Origin of the sequence: Catenulispora sp. EB89, from assembly GCF_041261445.1 — a bacterium.
GTDB lineage: Bacteria > Actinomycetota > Actinomycetes > Streptomycetales > Catenulisporaceae > Catenulispora.
In genome coordinates, this window is sequence record NZ_JBGCCU010000030.1 from 46,896 (window position 1) to 64,743 (window position 17,848).

Consider the following 17,848-nt stretch of genomic DNA (forward strand, 5'->3'; position numbering starts at 1 on the left):
TCATGGCCCCGACGTTGCGCCCGTTCCGCTGGTGGGACATCGAGCCGGCGCGCCGGATAGAGCTGGACCTGTTCCCCGAGGACCCCTGGTCCGTGGAGATGTTCTGGTCCGAGCTCGCCGACGTCCCGCACTCGCGCTACTACGTCATCGCCGAGCAGGAAGGTGAGATCGCCGGATACGCGGGCCTGATGGCCCAGCCCGGCGCCGCCCCCGGCACGCTCGAGGGCTGGGTCCAGAACATCGCGGTGGCCCGCGCGCACCAGGGCCGGGGACTCGGGGCGGTCCTCCTCCAAGCGCTTCTGGACGAGGCTCTCCGCAGGAAGTGCGTAGAGGTCTGGCTGGAGGTGCGGACAGACAACGACTCCGCGCAGCGCCTCTACGTCCGCCACGGCTTCGAGCCGGCGGGCATCCGCCGCGGCTACTACCAGCCCGGCAACCACGACGCGCTGATCATGAGGAAGGCAATGGCGTGACGGCACTGAACGACGGACCTCTGGTCCTCGGCTTCGAGACCTCCTGCGACGAGACCGGCGTCGGCATCGTGCGGGGCAACACCCTGCTGGCCGACGCCGTGGCCTCCAGCGTGGACGAGCACGCGCGCTTCGGCGGCGTCGTCCCCGAGGTCGCCAGCCGCGCGCACCTGGAAGCGATGGTCCCGACGGTGCAGCGGGCCCTGAGCGACGCCGGCGTGGCGCTGTCCGACATCGACGCGATCGCCGTCACCGCCGGCCCCGGCCTGGCCGGAGCGCTCCTGGTCGGCACCGCCGCGGCGAAGGCCTACGCCCTGGCCCTGAACAAGCCGATCTACGGCGTCAACCACCTGGCCGCACACATCTGCGTGGACCAGCTCGAACACGGCCCACTCCCCGAAGGCTGCGTCGCCATGCTGGTCTCCGGCGGCCACTCCTCCCTGCTGTTCGTCCCCGACGTCACCGGCGACGTCCGGCCCCTGGGCCAGACCATCGACGACGCCGCCGGCGAGGCCTTCGACAAGGTGGCCCGCGTCCTAGGCCTGGGCTTCCCCGGCGGCCCCCTGATCGACAAGGCGGCCCGCGAAGGCGACCCCGAAGCAATCGCCTTCCCCCGCGGCCTCACCGGCCCCCGCGACGCACCCCTGGACTTCTCCTTCTCCGGCCTCAAAACAGCCGTGGCGCGCTGGGTCGAACGCCGCGAACGCGCCGGCGAGAAGGTCCCCCTGGCCGACGTCGCCGCCTCCTTCCAGGAAGCCGTCGTGGACGTCCTCACCCGCAAAGCCATCCTCGCCTGCAAAGAGAACGGCGCAGAGTACCTCCTCATCGGCGGCGGCGTAGCAGCCAACTCCCGCCTCCGCATCCTGGCCGAGGAACGCGCAGCCAAGGCCGGCATCCAAGTCCGCGTCCCCCGCCCCGGCCTCTGCACAGACAACGGCGCCATGGTCGCCGCCCTCGGCTCGGAACTAGTACGCCGCGGCCGCACCCCCTCCACCCTCGACTTCCCAGCCGATTCCTCCCAGCCGGTCGTAGAGGTGGTCGTCCGATGAGCACCAACAAGAACCAGTCCCTCATGTGGGAAGTCCGCTGCGAACCCGGCAAAGCAGCGGCCGTGGAGGAATGGGTCCGAGCGATCATCGTCCCGCCCCTATGGGAGGACGAAGAGGTCGCCTCCTACAACGCCTACAGCTCCGTAGGCCAAGACGGCGAACGCGTAGTAGTGGTCATCGACTACCTAAGCGCCGCCCCCGCAACCCTCTCCGCAGAGCCCCCGCAGCACCTGATCGCCAGACCACCCCATGCCTGGGTCTTCCAACGCCTTGACGTGTGAATGTCCTCGAATTACCCGTCTTAAGCAACTCTTAAGGTTCCCCAGACGTCCTCCCTCAGTAGTGAAACCAGGTGGGCTCCCCAGAGCCCACCGGACCGAACTGGGGCAGAGGCGTGACGTACGAGGACCAAGAGCAACTCATAGGCTGCGGCTGCGAAGACCACGGCGCGATACCCACCGCACCGTCCATCAAGACACCCGCCGCCATCCCCAGCGTGCCTGCCGCCGCGACACCTAGCGCTTCCCCCGCTGCGACGCCCGGCGCCATCCCCGACGCGACTGCCGCTGCGACGTCCGGCGCTATCCGCGGCGCGATCCTCAGCGCGGTGCCCAGCGCAGTGCCCGGCGCGATGCCCGGTGCAGCCTCCGGGAACGGCTCCCGCCGCCGCTTCCTACGCACCGCCGCCGGCCTCGCCATAGCAGCGCCCACCCTCCTGGCCGCAGCCTGCAGCTCCTCATCCTCATCCCCGAAGCAGAACACCGCCGCCGGCACCACCCCCACCACAGGCGCCCCGTCCACAGGCGGCACCCCCTCCCAGCCCCCCACCTCGCCCTCCAGCGCCACCACCGGCACCGGCGCCCTCCCCGGCCCCGAGACCGCCGACGCGGCCCTCCTGGCGTCCCGCTACGACGGCCTGAAGCCCTTCGCCCCCGCCCCGCCGCCCCCCGCGACCAAGCCGGTGAACACGAACGTCGACCTCCCCCCAGTCATAAGCCACGTCCCCACCGACCAGAAGATCTGCTTCCTGACCATCGACGACGGAGCCGAGAAGGACCCCGCCTTCCTCCAGATGGTGAAGGACTTCCGCATACCCATAACGATGTTCCTGGCCGACTGCTTCATCCAGGACGACTACGCATACTTCACGCAGCTCCGCGACACCGGCTACTGCACCATCCAGAACCACACCCTCCACCACCCCGACATGGTGACCCTCAACGCCCAACGCCAACTAGCGGAGGTCACAGGCCAACAGCAGAAGCTGGTGAAGAACTACAACACCCACCCATACCTGTTCCGAGCACCCTTCGGAAACTCCAACAAAGCAACCCAAGAAGCCTGCAAGCAAAACGGCCTAAAAGCCATCTGCTACTGGCGAGCCTCGTTCCAAAAGCAAGGCTTCCAATGGCAAGCCGCCGACAAAAAGCTCCGCCCCGGCGACATCCTCCTAGCCCACTTCCGAGGCCCCAAAGCCAACGGCAAGGGCTGGCCCGAGATGCACGAACTGATGACCAACCTCTTCCGCATCGTCCAAGACCAGGGCTACACCTTCGCCCGCCTGGAGGACTACGTCTAGGCCCCGCGCCCCTACCGAGGCTGCCGCCCCGTCTCCGCCGCCCGAGGCTGCCGCCCCGTCTCCGCCGCCCGAGGCTGCCGCTCCGCCCCCACCGCTCCACCGAAGCCGCGCCCCCACCGAAGGCCGCCGCCCCGCTCTCGCCGCCCGAGGCCGCCGCCCCGCCTCCGCCGCTCCGCCGAAGCCGCTGCCCACGGCTGACGCACCGCCGAAGCTGCCCCGGGTCGGTCGCCTCCACTTCCGTCGCCCCGCCGCCGCACTGGCCTGAAGCCGCCTCCCGCCGCCCGAAGGCCCGCCCACCGAGGCTGCCTCCGCCGCTCCGCCGCCTACTCCCGCCGCCCGAAGGCCCGCCCACCGAGGCTGCCTCCGCCGCTCCGCCGCCTACTCTCGCCGCCCGAAGGCGCTCCCGCCCGCCGACGCCTTCGCCCACCGCTCGCCCGAAACTGCTTCTAACGCCCGAAGCCGCCGCCCACCTGCCGCCGCCCATTCGCCGAGCCCGCGCACGCACCGACCCACTTGCCGATGCCGCCCTCCTCCCGCGCAAGCGTCGCTCCGCCTACCGAAGCCGCCCGGCAAGCAGCGCGGCCCGCCACCGCCCCGTTCGCTGAGCCCCAGCCTTCCGTCACTGGAGCAACGCCACCCCTCTTGCGGCCGACCGACCCACTCCGACCCGCCGCACCACACCCACGAGCCGGCCATGTTCGTTCATGCTCTGCGCCGCGCCGCAACTCGGCATCGCGGCACCCACCCAGCACCGCGCTCCTCATCTGGCCCGTGCCTGGTTCCCCCCCCGGTACCGCAGCTCCCGCTCTTCCCAACGATCCGGTCCCGCACTGCGCCTGATCGCCGCCCTGCTCTGCCCCGCCAGGCCGCGTCCTCGCCGCGAGGCGTCGCCCCTCGCGCAACGCCATTCCTGCCGACCTCGCCCGCCAGCCGCGTACCCAAACTCACCCAACGTGCCGAAGCCCCCGAGCCATCCGGCATCATCCATTCGGCCTCGTCGATTCCGCGTAGCCCTTATACGCACAACATCAGATGTCCAACTTGCCCGAATCGCGAAGTATGGACATGTCCCCGGCGGCAGTGTCACGGCGCATAGCCGCTGGGAACCGACGGCCGACAACGCTCGTCAGCGCGGACAGAGCTCACCGCGCGGGCGGGCGCCATCGGACGTCGTGCCCTCGGGCGGTCCCAGACCGCCCGTCTGCTCGGTGGAAGGGGAGAAAATGCCCTGGACACTGGTCAGTGTCCAGGGCGGGGGAGCTCCCCCACCATCGAGCAGTCCCGGGGCCGGCGCGCCGGCCCCGGGAGGGCAACCCACCGTCCGGCCCCGCGGACGGCCAACGGGGGTGCTTGCGCCGCCCGGTATGTCGGCGTGCCATAGTGGAGTCGCTTTTGCGACCCGCCCCTGGCACTCCACTTGACCGAGTGCTAAAGGCCCGCCTAGTCTCGCTTTGGCACCCTCGCACCGAGAGTGCCAGCGCGATACGGCCGGACCCTGGCACCCGCGACGACAGGTTCCGCAACCAGTTCCCATCGCCGATCCGTCACGCGAACGAAAGGTCACACATCGTGGCTACCGTTGCCATCAAGCCGCTCGAGGACCGCGTCGTCGTCAAGCCGCTCGACGCCGAGCAGACCACCGCCTCCGGCCTCGTCATCCCGGACACCGCCAAGGAGAAGCCGCAGGAGGGCGTCGTCCTGGCCGTGGGCCCGGGCCGCTGGGAGGACGGCAAGCGCGTCGAGCTCGACGTCAAGGAGGGCGACATCGTCCTCTACAGCAAGTACGGCGGCACCGAGGTCAAGTACAACAACGAGGAGTACCTCGTTCTGTCGGCGCGCGACCTGCTCGCGATCGTCAACAAGTAGCACCCGCCCGTCGCCCGGCCACCGCCCCAGGTGGAGCGCGACGCGCCGCAGTACTTGATGAGCTGCATTTCCGCCCCGGGCGGCCGGGGACCCGGCCTTGAGCGCCGGGGCGGATTTTTCTTCTTCTTAAAGACAAGGAACGTACTCGCTCATGGCGAAGATGCTCGAATTCGACGAGGACGCCCGCCGCAAGCTCGAGCGCGGCGTCAACGCGCTCGCCGACGCGGTCAAGGTGACCATCGGCCCCAAGGGCCGCAATGTCGTCATCGACAAGAAGTTCGGCGCCCCGACCATCACCAACGACGGCGTGACCATCGCCCGTGAGGTCGAGCTCGAGGACCCGTACGAGAACCTCGGCGCGCAGCTGGCGAAGGAAGTCGCCACCAAGACCAACGACATCGCCGGTGACGGCACCACCACCGCGACGGTGCTGGCCCAGGCGATGGTGCGCGAGGGTCTGCGCAACGTCGCGGCCGGCGCTCAGCCGATCGCGCTCAAGCGCGGCATCGACGCGGCCGTCAAGGCCGTCGCCGAGCAGCTGCTGTCCACCGCCAAGCAGGTGGAGACCAAGGAGTCCATCGCCCAGGTCGGCGCGATCTCCGCGCAGGACAAGGCGATCGGCGACCTGATCGCCGAGGCCATGGACAAGGTCGGCAAGGACGGTGTGATCACCGTCGAAGAGTCGAACACCATGGGCCTGGAGCTCGAGTTCACCGAGGGCATGCAGTTCGACAAGGGCTACCTGTCGCCCTACATGGTGACCGACCAGGAGCGCATGGAAGCGATCCTGGAGGACCCCTACATCCTGATCAACCAGGGCAAGATCAGCTCCCTGAACGAGCTGCTGCCGCTGCTGGAGAAGGTCGCGCAGTCCCGCAAGCCGCTGCTGATCATCGCCGAGGACGTCGACGGCGAGGCGCTGTCCACGCTGGTCGTGAACAAGATCCGCGGCACCTTCACCTCGGTCGCGGTCAAGGCCCCGGCGTTCGGCGACCGTCGCAAGGCGATCCTGGAGGACCTGGCGATCCTGACCGGCGCGCAGGTCGTGGCGCCCGAGGTCGGTCTGAAGCTGGACCAGGTCGGCGTAGAGGTGCTGGGCACCGCCCGCCGCGTGACCGTCACCAAGGACGACACCACCGTCGTCGACGGTGCCGGCGATACCTCGGCCGTGGCCGACCGCGTGAAGCAGATCAAGGCCGCGATCGAGACCACCGACTCCGACTGGGACCGCGAGAAGCTGCAGGAGCGCCTGGCCAAGCTGGCCGGCGGCGTCTGCGTCATCCGCGTCGGCGCGGCCACCGAGGTCGAGCTGAAGGAGAAGAAGCACCGTCTGGAGGACGCCATCTCCGCGACCCGTGCCGCGGTCGAGGAGGGCATCGTCTCCGGCGGTGGCTCCGCGCTGGTGCACGCCGTCTCGGTGCTGGACGGCGACCTGGGCCTGACCGGCGACGAGGCGACCGGCGTGCGCGTCGTGCGTCGGGCCGCGGTCGAGCCGCTGCGCTGGATTGCCGAGAACGCGGGCCTCGAGGGCTACGTCGTGACCGACAAGGTCGCGAACCTGCCCGTCGGCTCCGGCCTGAACGCGGCCACCGGCGAGTACGTGGACCTGGTCGCGGCCGGCGTCATCGACCCGGTCAAGGTCACCCGCTCCGCGCTGGCCAACGCTGCGTCCATCGCGTCGATGCTGCTCACGACAGAGACCCTGGTCGTCGAGAAGCCGGCGCCCAAGGAGGACGAGGGCCACTCGCACGGCGGCCACGGCCACAGCCACTAAGAGCTGGCGACGCTAAAGGCACGCGGCGCTAAAGGGCTCGCAGCGCTAAAGGCTTCGCGACGCCTAGGGCCCGCGAAGCTAAGCGCCCGCGACGCCAAGAGCTTGCTGGCTTCATAGCGAGCGCTGAGGGCGGCTCTATACGGAGAACTCCGTATAGAGCCGCCTTTCCACTGCTCGCCGTGCAGCCGAACCGACTACCCGAGCTGTGCGCGTTCCGCAGTCCCTGCGGACGTCGGGAGCCTGCAGAAACCACAGGATCCACAACCCGCGCGGCGCGAGCTATAGCCAGCTACTGCTTAGTCTTCGCCTTAGCCCGCACCGCAGCCGAAACCGTATTGGCCGGCCGAGTCATGGTCATCCCATTGCTCGGTGCAGTAGCCGGCGCACCAGAAGGCTTCGCCTGCAGCTTCACCGGCACCTTCGTCGAAGGCTTCCGCGTCGGCTTCGAGTTCTTCGCCGAGGCCAGCGCCGCGAGCTTCGCAGCCCGCGCCACCGCCTTCTCGCGTGCGTAGTGCTCGTCGCGCTCTTCCTCGGTCATGCCGCCCCACACTCCATAGGGCTCATGTACTTGTAGCGCGTGCTCCCGGCATGGTTTGCATACCGGGCAGTGCAGACACACTTCCTTCGCGGCCTCCTCCCGCGAGGTCCGCGCCTGGCCGCGCTCGCCTTCCGGGTGGAAGAACAGGTCGCTGTCGGTACCGCGGCACGAGCCGCGCAACTGCCAGTCCCAGAAGTCCGCGTTCGGGCCCGGGAGACGGGACACGTCGGCCATGGCAAGCCCTTCCTTCCGTTGGCCACCCCGCCGGCGAATCCGCAGGTCAGTCGTCCTGTTGTCGGACGACCGACGGCGAGTCGCTGGATGGAGTGGTCTTCGGCTGCATCGTGTTGGCCGCAGCCGCGGCGGGTGCATGATCCCGGTGAGAGTGAGTCGGGAAATGCATCGGCGCCGCGGCGGCGGCCCTACCTCGTGGTGAACCAGGTGTCGGTTGTCCAATACCTGATCCGGCGAGCGGTCATTCCGATCATGCCCCGACCGTGCTCGATTGTCACTGAGTTGTCGCAATCGACTACGGACTGTGAGCAACGGCACGGCGGTGGACCGTCGGTCGGAAGGAGAGGCACGGCGAAGTGATCGGGCTCCGCGAGGACGACGGCTGGGCGGAAGAAACGTGGGGGCGGGCCTTGGACGCCGGCCGGCCCCCCGAGAGCGGTGGCGGAGGCGGGCGTGGCGGCCGGGGCTCCCGGGGCTCACGGGACGAAGGCAACAGCAGAGGCGGCCGGGGCGGCAGAGACGGCAGAGGCGACCGCGACGAGCCGGAAGCCGACCCGTCGGCACGCCCGGAGGACCGGCCCTGGACCCCGATCCCACGTCAGGCGAAGGCAGCCGACCCGAGTCTGATCCCGCCCCAGCGCCGTCTGAAAAAAACATCGCGGAGCGCGTAACGCTTTCGGGTGAAGCTCGTTTTCCATCTCGGAGTAACGATGGCCCGCGCCCCCGCCCGCCGCCCGTCCGCCTCTCAGGAGGCGCTTCGCGCAGCGGTCTGCAAAAGGGTGGGTGGCGAAGCGGCGCGAACCATCGACTACGGGGACCTGTCCGCCATAAGCTCAATAGGTGTCACAACCTCACGAATGTGGAGGCTTGACCAATGACGTCCATCCTAGTCTGCGACGACTCCCCGCTGGCCCGGGAGACGCTGCGACGCGCCGTGGCGACCGTGCCCGGTGTCGACAAGGTCACCACCGCCAACAGCGGCGAGGAAGTGCTGCGCCGGTGGACTGCCGACCGCTCCGACCTGGTCCTGATGGACGTGCGGATGCCGGGCCTGGGCGGTGTGGAGACCGTGCGCCGGCTGCTGTCCAACGACCCCAACGCCCGGGTGATCATGCTGACCATGGCCGAGGACCTGGACGGCGTGGCGCTCGCGGTGGCCACCGGTGCCCGCGGCTACCTGCACAAGGACGCCTCCCGCGCCGAGCTGCGCGCCACCGTCAGCCAGGCGCTGGCCGACCCGACCTGGCGGCTGGCCCCGCGCCGGCTGCGCCCGGCCGAGATCGGCGCCGTCCCGACCCTGACCGCGCGCGAGATCCAGGTGCTGGAGGGCATGAGCCACGGCCGCTCCAACGCCGAGATCGGCCGCGACCTGTTCCTCTCGGAAGACACGGTGAAGACCCATGCGCGCAGGCTGTTCAAGAAGCTCGGCGCCTCGGACCGCGCGCACGCCGTGGCGCTCGGGTTCCGCTGGGGCCTGGTCCGCTGAGGCCGGACCGGCCGGTACCGCGGCCGCCGTCCCCGGCGGGGGGTACGGCGCCTGGTGCCGGTGTGATTCCGAGCACGCCGGAGGCGATCATCCGTTGATCGGTTTGGTCGGGCCGGATTCCTGGGGGAAGATTGCTTATCGGTCCCCCTTGACATTCGGATGGTGACATGTCTGACGCCGGCCTGCCCGCCAAGTTCGCGACTCTCGGCCTGACCTACGACGACGTCCTGCTGGTGCCGGCCTACTCCGAAGTGGTGCCCACCGAGCTGAACACCGGGACCCGGCTGTCGCGCAACATCACCTTGAACGTGCCGCTGATCTCGGCGGCCATGGACACCGTCACCGAGGCGCGCATGGCCATCGCCATGGCCCGACAGGGCGGCGTCGGCGTCCTGCACCGCAACCTGTCGATCGAGGCCCAGGCCGCGCAGGTGGACCTGGTCAAGCGCTCCGAGTCGGGCATGGTCACCCAGCCGGTGACCGTCGCGCCGGAGGCCACCTTGGCCGAGGTCGACGAGCTCTGCGCCAAGTACCGCATCTCCGGCCTGCCGGTGACCGCGACCGACGGCACCCTGCTGGGCATCATCACCAACCGCGACCTGCGCTTCGAGACGGACTCCTCGCGCCGCGTGGCCGACGTCATGACGCGCATGCCGCTGGTGACCGGCCCGGCCGGGATAAGCGGCGAGGACGCGATGAAGCTCCTGGCCAAGCACAAGATCGAGAAGCTCCCGCTGGTCACCCCGGACGGCAAGCTGTCCGGCCTGATCACCGTCAAGGACTTCGACAAGAGCGAGAAGTACCCGCTGGCCACCAAGGACGAGAACGGCCGGCTGCGCGTCGGCGCGGCGATCGGCTTCCTCGGCGACTCCTTCGAGCGCGCCCAGGCCCTGATGCAGGCCGGCGTCGACTTCCTGGTCATCGACAGCGCGCACGGCCACTCCAAGGTCGAACTGGACATGATCGCCAAGGTCAAGGCCGAGGCCCCGCACATCGACGTGATCGCCGGCAACGTGGTCACCGCCGCGGGCGGCCGGGCGCTGATCGACGCCGGCGCCGACGCGATCAAGGTCGGCGTGGGCCCGGGCTCCATCTGCACTACGCGCGTAGTGGCCGGAGTCGGCATGCCTCAGGTGACCGCGGTCTATGAAGTCGCCGAGGCGGCTAGGGAACACGGCGTCCCGGTGATCGCCGACGGCGGCCTGCAGTACTCCGGCGACATCGGCAAGGCCATCGCGGCCGGCGCCGACTCGGTGATGCTCGGTTCGCTGCTGGCCGGCTGTGAGGAGTCGCCCGGCGAGCTGCTGTTCATCAACGGTAAGCAGTTCAAGTCCTACCGCGGCATGGGCTCGCTCGGCGCTATGCAGTCCCGCGGAGAGAACAAGTCCTACTCCAAGGACCGCTACTTCCAGGGCGATGTGGAGTCCGACGAGAAGCTGATCGCCGAGGGCATCGAGGGCCAGGTGCCCTACCGCGGCCCGCTGGCGTCTGTGGTGCTGCAGCTGATCGGCGGCCTGCGCCAGTCGATGCTCTACTGCGGCGCGCACACCATCCCGCAGTTGCAGGACGCGCAGTTGGTCCGGATCACCGCCGCGGGCCTGCGCGAGAGCCACCCGCACGACATCCAGATGACGGTCGAGGCGCCGAACTACTCCAAGCGCTGACCACATAGAGCACTCCACGGCCCGACGCTGTAGCGTCGGGCCGTAAGTACGTCCGGAGAAAGAGTTGAGGTATTCCAGGTGACCGAGGTCGAGATCGGCCGGGCCAAGCGTGGCCGCCGCGCCTACGGGTTCGACGATGTGGCGGTTGTGCCTTCGCGCCGCACCCGGGACCCCGAAGAGGTCTCCATCGCCTGGCAGATCGACGCCTACCGGTTCGACACTCCGTTCATGGCCGCGCCGATGGACAGCGTCGTCTCCCCGGCGACCGCGATCCAGATCGGCAAGCTCGGCGGCGTGGGCGTCCTCAACCTCGAAGGCCTGTGGACCCGCTACGAGAGCCCTGAGCCGCTTCTCCAGGAGATCGCGGACCTCCCTGCAGAGAGCTCCACGAAGCGTCTGCAGGAGATCTACAGCGCGCCGGTCCAGCCCGAGCTGATCTCCGCACGCATCAAGGAGATCCGCGCCGCAGGGGTCACCGTGGCGGGTGCGTTGTCGCCGCAACTCACAGCTGAGTTCCACTCCGTAGCGGTCTCCGCAGGGCTGGACATGTTGGTCATCCGCGGCACCACGGTGTCCGCCGAGCACGTGTCGGCCAACGCCGAGCCGCTGAACCTCAAGCAGTTCATCTACGAGCTCGACATCCCGGTCGTCGTCGGCGGCTGCGCGACCTACCAGGCTGCGTTGCACTTGATGCGCGCCGGCGCAGCGGGCATCCTGGTCGGCTTCGGTGGCGGCTCCACCCAGACCACCCGCGACGTCCTGGGCATCGCGGTGCCGATGGCCTCCGCGGTCTCCGACGTGGCCGCAGCGCGCCGCGACTACCTGGACGAGTCCGGTGGCCGCTATGTGCACGTCGTCGCGGACGGCGCCATGGGCGTCTCCGGCGACATCACCAAGGCGATCGCCTGCGGCGCCGACGCCGTGATGATCGGCTCGCCGCTGGCCCGGGCTGCCGAGGCTCCGGGGCGCGGCTTCCACTGGGGCGCGGAGGCGCACCACGCGTCCGTCCCGCGCGGGCACCGTACGGCGGTCGGCACTGTGGGGACTCTGGAGGAGATCCTGGTCGGCCCCTCCTCGTCTCCGGACGGCACCATGAACCTCGCCGGGGCGCTGCGCCGTGCGATGGGGACCTGCGGCTACACCGAGCTCAAGGGATTCCAGCGCGTCGAGGTCACTATCGCGACCTGAGTAGCCCCTGCTCCCGCCCCTGGAGAGCGAACGTTTAAGCGAGCCCCTCGCGGAGCTTGTGATCGGCTTCACGGGTGACGTGCCACATGTGGTCGCGTGCAGTGCCCACTATTAGGGCAGGCTTATAGCGTGCGTAGTCTGCGGTTGGGTCCAGTAGAGCGGGAGGCGGCACTGTCCGCCATGGCCGAGCGCGAGCTCGATGTCGTGGTCGTGGGCGGTGGCGTCGTGGGAACCGGGACGGCGTTGGACGCCGCGACCCGGGGTCTGAGCGTGGGGTTGCTGGAGGCGCGGGACTGGGCGTCAGGGACGTCCTCCCGCTCCTCCAAACTCATCCACGGCGGTCTCCGCTATCTGGAGATGCTCGATTTCGGGTTGGTCCGCGAGGCGCTGAAGGAGCGCGGCCTGCTGCTGGAGCGGCTGGCCCCGCACCTGGTGCGTCCCGTGCCGTTCCTGTACCCGCTGACGGGCCGAGCGTGGGAACGCGTATACGCGGGTTCCGGCGTGGCGCTCTACGACGGGATGGCCACGTCGTCGAGCCACGGCAGAGGTCTGCCTCTGCACCGCCAGCTGTCGCGCCGTGCTGCGCTGCGCATCGCGCCGGCGCTTAAGCGTTCCTCGCTTGTCGGTGCGATCCAGTACTACGACGCACAGGTGGACGACGCGCGCTACGTCACCTTCCTCGCGCGCACTGCGGCGAGCTACGGAGCGCACGTGGCCTCCCGGGCCCGAGTCACCGGCTTCCTGCGCGAAGGGGAGCGTGTCACCGGCGTCATCGTCAAGGACCTGGAGACCGGCAACACGCAGGAGATCCGCGCCAAGCAGGTGGTGAACGCGACCGGCGTGTGGACCGATGAGACACAGGCCCTGGTGGGGGAGCGCGGGCGCTTCCACGTGCGTGCCTCCAAGGGCATCCACCTGGTCGTTCCCAAGGACCGCATCCAGTCCGCGACCGGACTCATCCTGCGCACCGAGAAGTCCGTGCTCTTCGTCATCCCGTGGGGACGGCACTGGATCATCGGCACGACCGACACCGACTGGACGCTCGACAAGGCGCACCCCGCTGCCTCGCAGACGGACATCCAGTACTTGCTGGACCATGTGAACTCGGTCCTTAACGTTCCCCTGTCGCGAGCCGACGTAGAGGGCGTCTACGCAGGACTCCGTCCGCTGCTGGCCGGAGAGTCCGACGAGACCTCGAAGCTGTCCCGGGAGCACGTCGTCGCGCACGTCGTCCCCGGCCTCGTCGTGGTCGCCGGCGGCAAGTACACGACCTATCGGGTGATGGCCGAGGACGCCGTGAACGCGGCCGTGCACGGCCTCGGAGGGGGAGTCCCCGCCTCGGTCACCGAGGACGTGCCGCTGCTCGGTGCAGACGGCTACAAGGCCCTCTGGAACAACCGCGGACGCATCGCCGAGCGCAGCGGACTGCACGTCGCGCGTGTGGAGCACCTGCTGCGCCGCTACGGCTCGCTCATCGACGAGGTCCTGGACCTCACCGCAGAGACGCCGGAGTTGGCCGAGCCCCTGCCCGGCGCGGAGGACTACCTCAAGGCGGAGGTCGTATACGCGGCCGCCGCAGAGGGTGCGCTGCACTTGGACGACGTCCTGGCCCGCCGCCTGCGCGTCTCCATCGAGACCTTCGACCGCGGTGTCAGCGCGGCCGAACCCACCGCGCGCCTCATCGCTCCCGTCCTGGGCTGGACCGAGGAGCAGATCAAGCGTGAGGTCGAGCACTACGTGGCGCGCGTCGCCGCGGAGCGGGAGTCCCAGGAACAGCCGGACGACGCCACCGCGGACGCCGCGCGGCTCGGCGCGCCGGACATCGTCCCGGTGATGTAGCTCGGGTTGTAGAGATTCTCAAGAGATTCCCGGGCAGATGGAGCCGCCCGGGAATCCGTCGAAGCCCGCGTGCTTTGATACCGACATGAGCCTCTACGACATCCCGATCAACACCCTCGACGGCAAGCCGGCCTCCCTGAAGGACTACCAGGGCAAGGCCGTCCTCCTCGTCAACGTCGCCTCCCGCTGTGGCCTCACGCCTCAGTACGAGGGCCTGGAGCGCCTCCACGAGCGCTACGCGGACCGCGGTTTCACCGTCCTCGGCGTCCCCTGCAACCAGTTCGGGGGCCAGGAGCCCGGCACCTCTGAGGAGATTCAGGAGTTCTGCTCCGCGACGTACGGAGTGACCTTCCCGCTCACGGAGAAGATCGAAGTCAACGGCGACGACCGTCACGCCCTTTACACGGAACTCACGAAGACCACCGACGCAGAGGGCAGCAACGGCGACATCCAGTGGAACTTTGAAAAGTTCCTGATCAGCTCTGACGGCTCCGTCCTCAAGCGGTTCCGTCCGCGCACCGAGCCGGAGGCCCCGGAAGTGGTCGAAGCGATCGAAGCGGCGCTCCCGGCCTAGTGACGGGTAGTGACATGCGCCGCTGATCACGCCAGGATGGCGCTATGCCGCATTGGACTCCGGAGGAAATGCCGGATCTGACGGGGCGAGTCGCCATGGTCACGGGGGCCAGTAGCGGTATCGGGTTCCAAACTGCGTTGGAACTCGCGCGTCACGGAGCCCGGACCCTGCTCGCCGTCCGTGATCCGGAAAAAGGAGAGTCCGCGCGGGAGCGGATCGCCACGGTGATCCCCTCCGCGCGTGGACTCGTCGAAGTCGTCCACGTCGACCTGGCGAGTCTGGACTCGATCGAGGACGCCGCCGCCGACCTGGCCGACCGCACGGCGGCGGTGGACATCCTGGTGAACAACGCGGGCGTGATGGTGCCGGACGGCAGCACCACCGCCGACGGGTTCGAGCTCCAGTTCGGGACCAACCACCTGGGCCACTTCGCGCTCACCGGCCGCCTGCTGCCGTTGCTGCTGGCCGCCGAGTCCGCGCGGGTCGTCACGGTCTCCAGCCTCACGCACCGCAGAGCGCGCCCGATATGGGACTTCGAGCCGGCGACGGATAACGCCAAGGAGTTCTATACGGAGGCCGAGTGGCACCGTCACCGCGTCTCTGCGTACGGCCGCTCCAAGCTCGCCAACCTGCTCTTCACGCGGGAGTTGGACCGTAAGGCGAAGCACGCGCGGGTCTCCTTAGCCAGCGTCGCCGCGCACCCCGGCTATGCGGCAACCGGCCTGTTCGTGAAGACGTCTTTCAGTCGCCACCATCGAGTCGTCTCCGGACTTTCGAACCTGGTGACCAGAGCGACTGGCCAGAGTGCCGCAACTGGTGCCTGGCCCTCTCTATACGCCGCTACGCACGTAGACCTCTTTGGCGGCGAGTACATCGGACCGCGCGGACCCGGAGAGATGCGTGGCGCACCGGCGCTCGCCGCCATGAGCCTGATCGCCCAGGACGAGTCCGTCGCCGCCGTCCTGTGGGACCAGTCTGTAGCCGCCACTGGAGTGGGGTACGAGGAGCTGTCCCGCTGACCGGTCTGATGATCCGGTCATGGTCCGGCGGTGGCTCAAAAGATCCGCGAAAAAGATGGGAACCGTCGTGCGAGTCGCTGCGTCCAAATGCCAGTGACAGTGTCGGCTAGGAGATGGAGCACAATGAAGCCCCTGGTGAAGACCGTGGCGACCACCGCCGTCGTGCTGGCGGGGCTCGCCGGGTGTGCCTCCCGTAGCTCGGGAGGCTCCAGCACGTCGGCAGCCGGCGCGGGGAGCGGAGGCTCTTCGTCGTCGTCCTCCTCGTCGTCCGCGGGCCAGACGCCGAGCACGCCCCCTTCGAGCACCGGCCAGACCGGCACGCCGAACCCCTCGAACCCTTCGGACCCCGGCACGGTGAAGTACGTCGCGCTGCAGGGCCTGTCGCTGCAGAAGGACGGCGTCACCCTGGTCACCGAGGTGAACTGGGGCGGATGCTACGACCAGCCCACGCTCGTGATCAAGAGCCAGGATGCCTCCAAGGTCGTAATCGAGGAGAAGACCGTCTCGCACTACCGCGTCGGGATGATGTGCCCCGACTTCTCCCGCAACGGCGAGGCCACCGTGAAGCTCGACGCCCCGCTGGGCTCGCGCCAGGTGATCGACGGCGTCAAGAACGTGGCCATCAGCGTCAGCTGAGGTCCGGCCCCCGAGCGTCGGGCCCCTTCCGTAGTGCCTGGGACAACGGAAGGGGCCCGACGTGCTTCCCGGAGCACGAACACCTATAGCGGACAACGCTATGTGTCCCTGCGTAGGCCTCCCGTATGTCTCCCGTGTAGGACCCGCGCCAAGCAGTCTCCACATGTTGCTATGCATGGCTGACACCGGCGGGTTTTTCTGGGAGGCTCATCGCCATGACCGCCGACACCATCGACCCCGGCAACGGCATATCCGAGGACGCTCAGGACGTTCCGGCCGGCGCCGGTCCCCAGCAGGCCACCCGCCTCGACAGCATCCACTCCCGACTGTCCGCCGACCTGGTCGAGCGGCTCATCGGAAAGGTGGCCATCCACGGGGCGGTGGGCGGTCGGACGCAGTCCTACAGTCCGCTCACCGGTGAGCTCATCGCCGACTACCCCGCCAGCGCCCCGCAGGACGTGCGCGCCGCCTTCGCCAAGGCCCGCGCCGCGCAGCAGGAGTGGGGACGCACACACCTCTCGCACCGGACCGCAGTAGCTCGCCGCCTCCACGACTTGCTCCTGGAGCGCTCCGACCAGCTGCTCGACCTGGTGCAGATCGAGACGGGTAAGGCGCGCAAGCACGCCCTGGACGAGGTTCTGTCGGCGGCCGCGGCGACCCGGCACTATGCGTACGCCTCCCGCGGATACATACGCAGCAAGCGTCGGCGTGGAGTCCTGCCGGTCCTGACGAAGGTCACCGAGAACCGCATCCCCAAGGGCGTCGTCGGCGTCATCACGCCGTGGAACTATCCGCTGGCGCTCGCTGTCTCCGACGTCATACCGGCGCTTATCGCGGGCAACGCAGTGGTGCACAAGCCGGACACGCAGACTGCGCTGACTGGACTGCGCCTGCGCGAGTTGGCCGTGCAGGCAGGGCTGCCGGAGGACTTGTGGCAGGTGGTCGTCGGCGACGGTCCGGTGGTCGGTCCTGCGGTCATCGCGGATGCCGACTACGTGGCGTTCACCGGTTCCACCGCCACCGGCCGCACAGTGGCGCAAGCGGCGGCCTCTCGGTTGATCGGTTGCTCGCTGGAGCTCGGCGGCAAGAACGCCATGCTCGTGCTCGATGACGCCGACATCGACAAGGCGGTGTCCGGCGCGGTGCGCGGCTGCTTCTCCTCTGCAGGACAGCTCTGCATATCTATAGAGCGCATATACGTGCACTACACCAAGTACGACGAGTTCCTGTCGCGGTTCCTTACAGAGGTTCGCGCTATGCGTCTGGGATCCGGGCTCGACTACACGGCGGACATGGGCTCGCTGACCAACACCAAGCAGCTTGAGAACGTGACGCTGCATGTGGAGGACGCTAAGGCGAAGGGCGCCAAGGTGCTCTCCGGCGGACGCCGCCGTGCGGAGATCGGCCCGCTGTTCTACGAGCCGACAGTGCTCGGAGACGTCAAGAACACCATGCGCGTCTATGGCGAGGAGACCTTCGGGCCGGTGGTGTCCGTGTACTCCTTCAAGAACGAAGGCGAAGCCGTAGCGGACGCCAACAACACGCCCTATGGACTGAACGCCTCTATGTGGACGCGCGACCATAAGCGCGCACGCGAGATAGCACGCCAGCTGCACGCCGGCACCGTGAACGTCAACGAGGCATACGCCGCGGCCTGGGGGTCGGTCGACTCGCCGATGGGCGGTATGGGCCAGTCGGGCCTGGGACGTCGACACGGCGCCGAGGGCATCCTGCGCTTCACCGAGGCCCAGACCGCGGCCCGCCAGCGGCTGCTGCCGATCGCGCCCTGGTTCGGGATGTCCGAGCAGCGGTGGGGCACGCTGATGCTGCGTTCGTTGAAGCTTCTCAAGGTACTGCGGATGAAGTAGCTGTTTGTGGATCGGCTGTTTCGCGAAGTGGTGCTTCGTGGCGCGGCCGTTCCGCAGAACGGGT

General features: G+C 68.8%; 14 protein-coding genes and 1 pseudogene. 14 read left to right on the plus strand and 1 reads right to left on the minus strand.

Annotation, left to right across the window (positions count from 1 at the left end; translation table 11 throughout):
- Positions 1–2 precede the first annotated feature (2 nt).
- The 6 genes from rimI (at position 3) to groL (ending at position 6,738) form a co-directional block, all read left to right on the plus strand.
- The gene (gene rimI, locus ABH920_RS41940) at positions 3–473 is read left to right on the plus strand and encodes a ribosomal protein S18-alanine N-acetyltransferase (protein ID WP_370354968.1); all 471 of its coding nucleotides are present in this window, start codon (positions 3–5) and stop codon (positions 471–473) included.
- 5 nt (positions 474–478) lie between these two features.
- On the plus strand, positions 479–1,519 hold the full coding sequence (gene tsaD, locus ABH920_RS41945; RefSeq protein WP_370354969.1) for a tRNA (adenosine(37)-N6)-threonylcarbamoyltransferase complex transferase subunit TsaD: 1,041 nt from the start codon (positions 479–481) through the stop codon (positions 1,517–1,519).
- Complete coding sequence (locus ABH920_RS41950; RefSeq protein ID WP_370354891.1) at positions 1,516–1,800, plus strand: hypothetical protein; 285 nt, start codon at positions 1,516–1,518, stop codon at positions 1,798–1,800. Before tsaD ends, ABH920_RS41950 begins: the two co-directional genes overlap by 4 nt.
- A 326-nt stretch (positions 1,801–2,126) precedes the next feature.
- Entirely contained in the window at positions 2,127–3,098 is a 972-nt protein-coding gene (locus ABH920_RS41955; protein ID WP_370354892.1) for a polysaccharide deacetylase family protein, read from the plus strand.
- A 1,566-nt stretch (positions 3,099–4,664) separates the two neighbouring features.
- Complete coding sequence (gene groES, locus ABH920_RS41960; RefSeq protein WP_041541161.1) at positions 4,665–4,964, plus strand: co-chaperone GroES; 300 nt, start codon at positions 4,665–4,667, stop codon at positions 4,962–4,964.
- 151 nt (positions 4,965–5,115) lie between these two features.
- The gene (gene groL / locus ABH920_RS41965; protein WP_370354893.1) at positions 5,116–6,738 is read left to right on the plus strand and encodes a chaperonin GroEL; all 1,623 of its coding nucleotides are present in this window, start codon (positions 5,116–5,118) and stop codon (positions 6,736–6,738) included.
- 510 nt (positions 6,739–7,248) lie between these two features.
- On the opposite strand, the pseudogene ABH920_RS41970 reads toward groL, so the two are convergent.
- Positions 7,249–7,510 (minus strand): annotated as a pseudogene (locus ABH920_RS41970) (WhiB family transcriptional regulator); the annotation flags it as partial.
- A gap of 874 nt (positions 7,511–8,384) precedes the next feature.
- Here ABH920_RS41970 and ABH920_RS41975 point away from each other — a divergent pair.
- From ABH920_RS41975 to ABH920_RS42010, 8 genes are all read left to right on the plus strand, one after another.
- Positions 8,385–8,996: a response regulator transcription factor gene (locus ABH920_RS41975; protein ID WP_012785233.1), complete on the plus strand. Its 612-nt coding sequence runs from the start codon at positions 8,385–8,387 to the stop codon at positions 8,994–8,996.
- Between the two features lie 167 nt (positions 8,997–9,163).
- On the plus strand, positions 9,164–10,660 hold the full coding sequence (gene guaB / locus ABH920_RS41980; protein ID WP_370354894.1) for an IMP dehydrogenase: 1,497 nt from the start codon (positions 9,164–9,166) through the stop codon (positions 10,658–10,660).
- A gap of 78 nt (positions 10,661–10,738) precedes the next feature.
- Positions 10,739–11,848, plus strand: coding sequence for a GuaB3 family IMP dehydrogenase-related protein (locus tag ABH920_RS41985; RefSeq protein WP_370354895.1), 1,110 nt, complete (start codon positions 10,739–10,741; stop codon positions 11,846–11,848).
- Between the two features lie 129 nt (positions 11,849–11,977).
- Positions 11,978–13,687: a glycerol-3-phosphate dehydrogenase/oxidase gene (locus ABH920_RS41990; protein WP_370354896.1), complete on the plus strand. Its 1,710-nt coding sequence runs from the start codon at positions 11,978–11,980 to the stop codon at positions 13,685–13,687.
- 85 nt (positions 13,688–13,772) lie between these two features.
- Entirely contained in the window at positions 13,773–14,261 is a 489-nt protein-coding gene (locus tag ABH920_RS41995) for a glutathione peroxidase (protein ID WP_370354897.1), read from the plus strand.
- 44 nt (positions 14,262–14,305) lie between these two features.
- Positions 14,306–15,280, plus strand: coding sequence for an oxidoreductase (locus tag ABH920_RS42000; protein ID WP_370354898.1), 975 nt, complete (start codon positions 14,306–14,308; stop codon positions 15,278–15,280).
- A gap of 123 nt (positions 15,281–15,403) precedes the next feature.
- Positions 15,404–15,916 (plus strand): hypothetical protein, encoded by a 513-nt coding sequence (locus tag ABH920_RS42005; protein WP_370354899.1) that lies wholly within the window; start codon positions 15,404–15,406, stop codon positions 15,914–15,916.
- Between the two features lie 215 nt (positions 15,917–16,131).
- Positions 16,132–17,784, plus strand: coding sequence for a succinic semialdehyde dehydrogenase (locus tag ABH920_RS42010; RefSeq protein ID WP_370354900.1), 1,653 nt, complete (start codon positions 16,132–16,134; stop codon positions 17,782–17,784).
- The last annotated feature ends 64 nt before the right edge of the window (positions 17,785–17,848 follow it).

Coding starts and splice junctions, on each gene's coding strand:
- rimI (WP_370354968.1), top strand. CDS start 3: ATGGCCCCGACGTTGCGCCCGTTCCGCTGGTGGGACATCGAGCCGGCG.
- ABH920_RS41950 (WP_370354891.1), top strand. CDS start 1,516: ATGAGCACCAACAAGAACCAGTCCCTCATGTGGGAAGTCCGCTGCGAA.
- groL (WP_370354893.1), top strand. CDS start 5,116: ATGGCGAAGATGCTCGAATTCGACGAGGACGCCCGCCGCAAGCTCGAG.
- ABH920_RS41975 (WP_012785233.1), top strand. CDS start 8,385: ATGACGTCCATCCTAGTCTGCGACGACTCCCCGCTGGCCCGGGAGACG.
- guaB (WP_370354894.1), top strand. CDS start 9,164: ATGTCTGACGCCGGCCTGCCCGCCAAGTTCGCGACTCTCGGCCTGACC.
- ABH920_RS41995 (WP_370354897.1), top strand. CDS start 13,773: ATGAGCCTCTACGACATCCCGATCAACACCCTCGACGGCAAGCCGGCC.
- ABH920_RS42000 (WP_370354898.1), top strand. CDS start 14,306: ATGCCGCATTGGACTCCGGAGGAAATGCCGGATCTGACGGGGCGAGTC.
- ABH920_RS42005 (WP_370354899.1), top strand. CDS start 15,404: ATGAAGCCCCTGGTGAAGACCGTGGCGACCACCGCCGTCGTGCTGGCG.
- ABH920_RS42010 (WP_370354900.1), top strand. CDS start 16,132: ATGACCGCCGACACCATCGACCCCGGCAACGGCATATCCGAGGACGCT.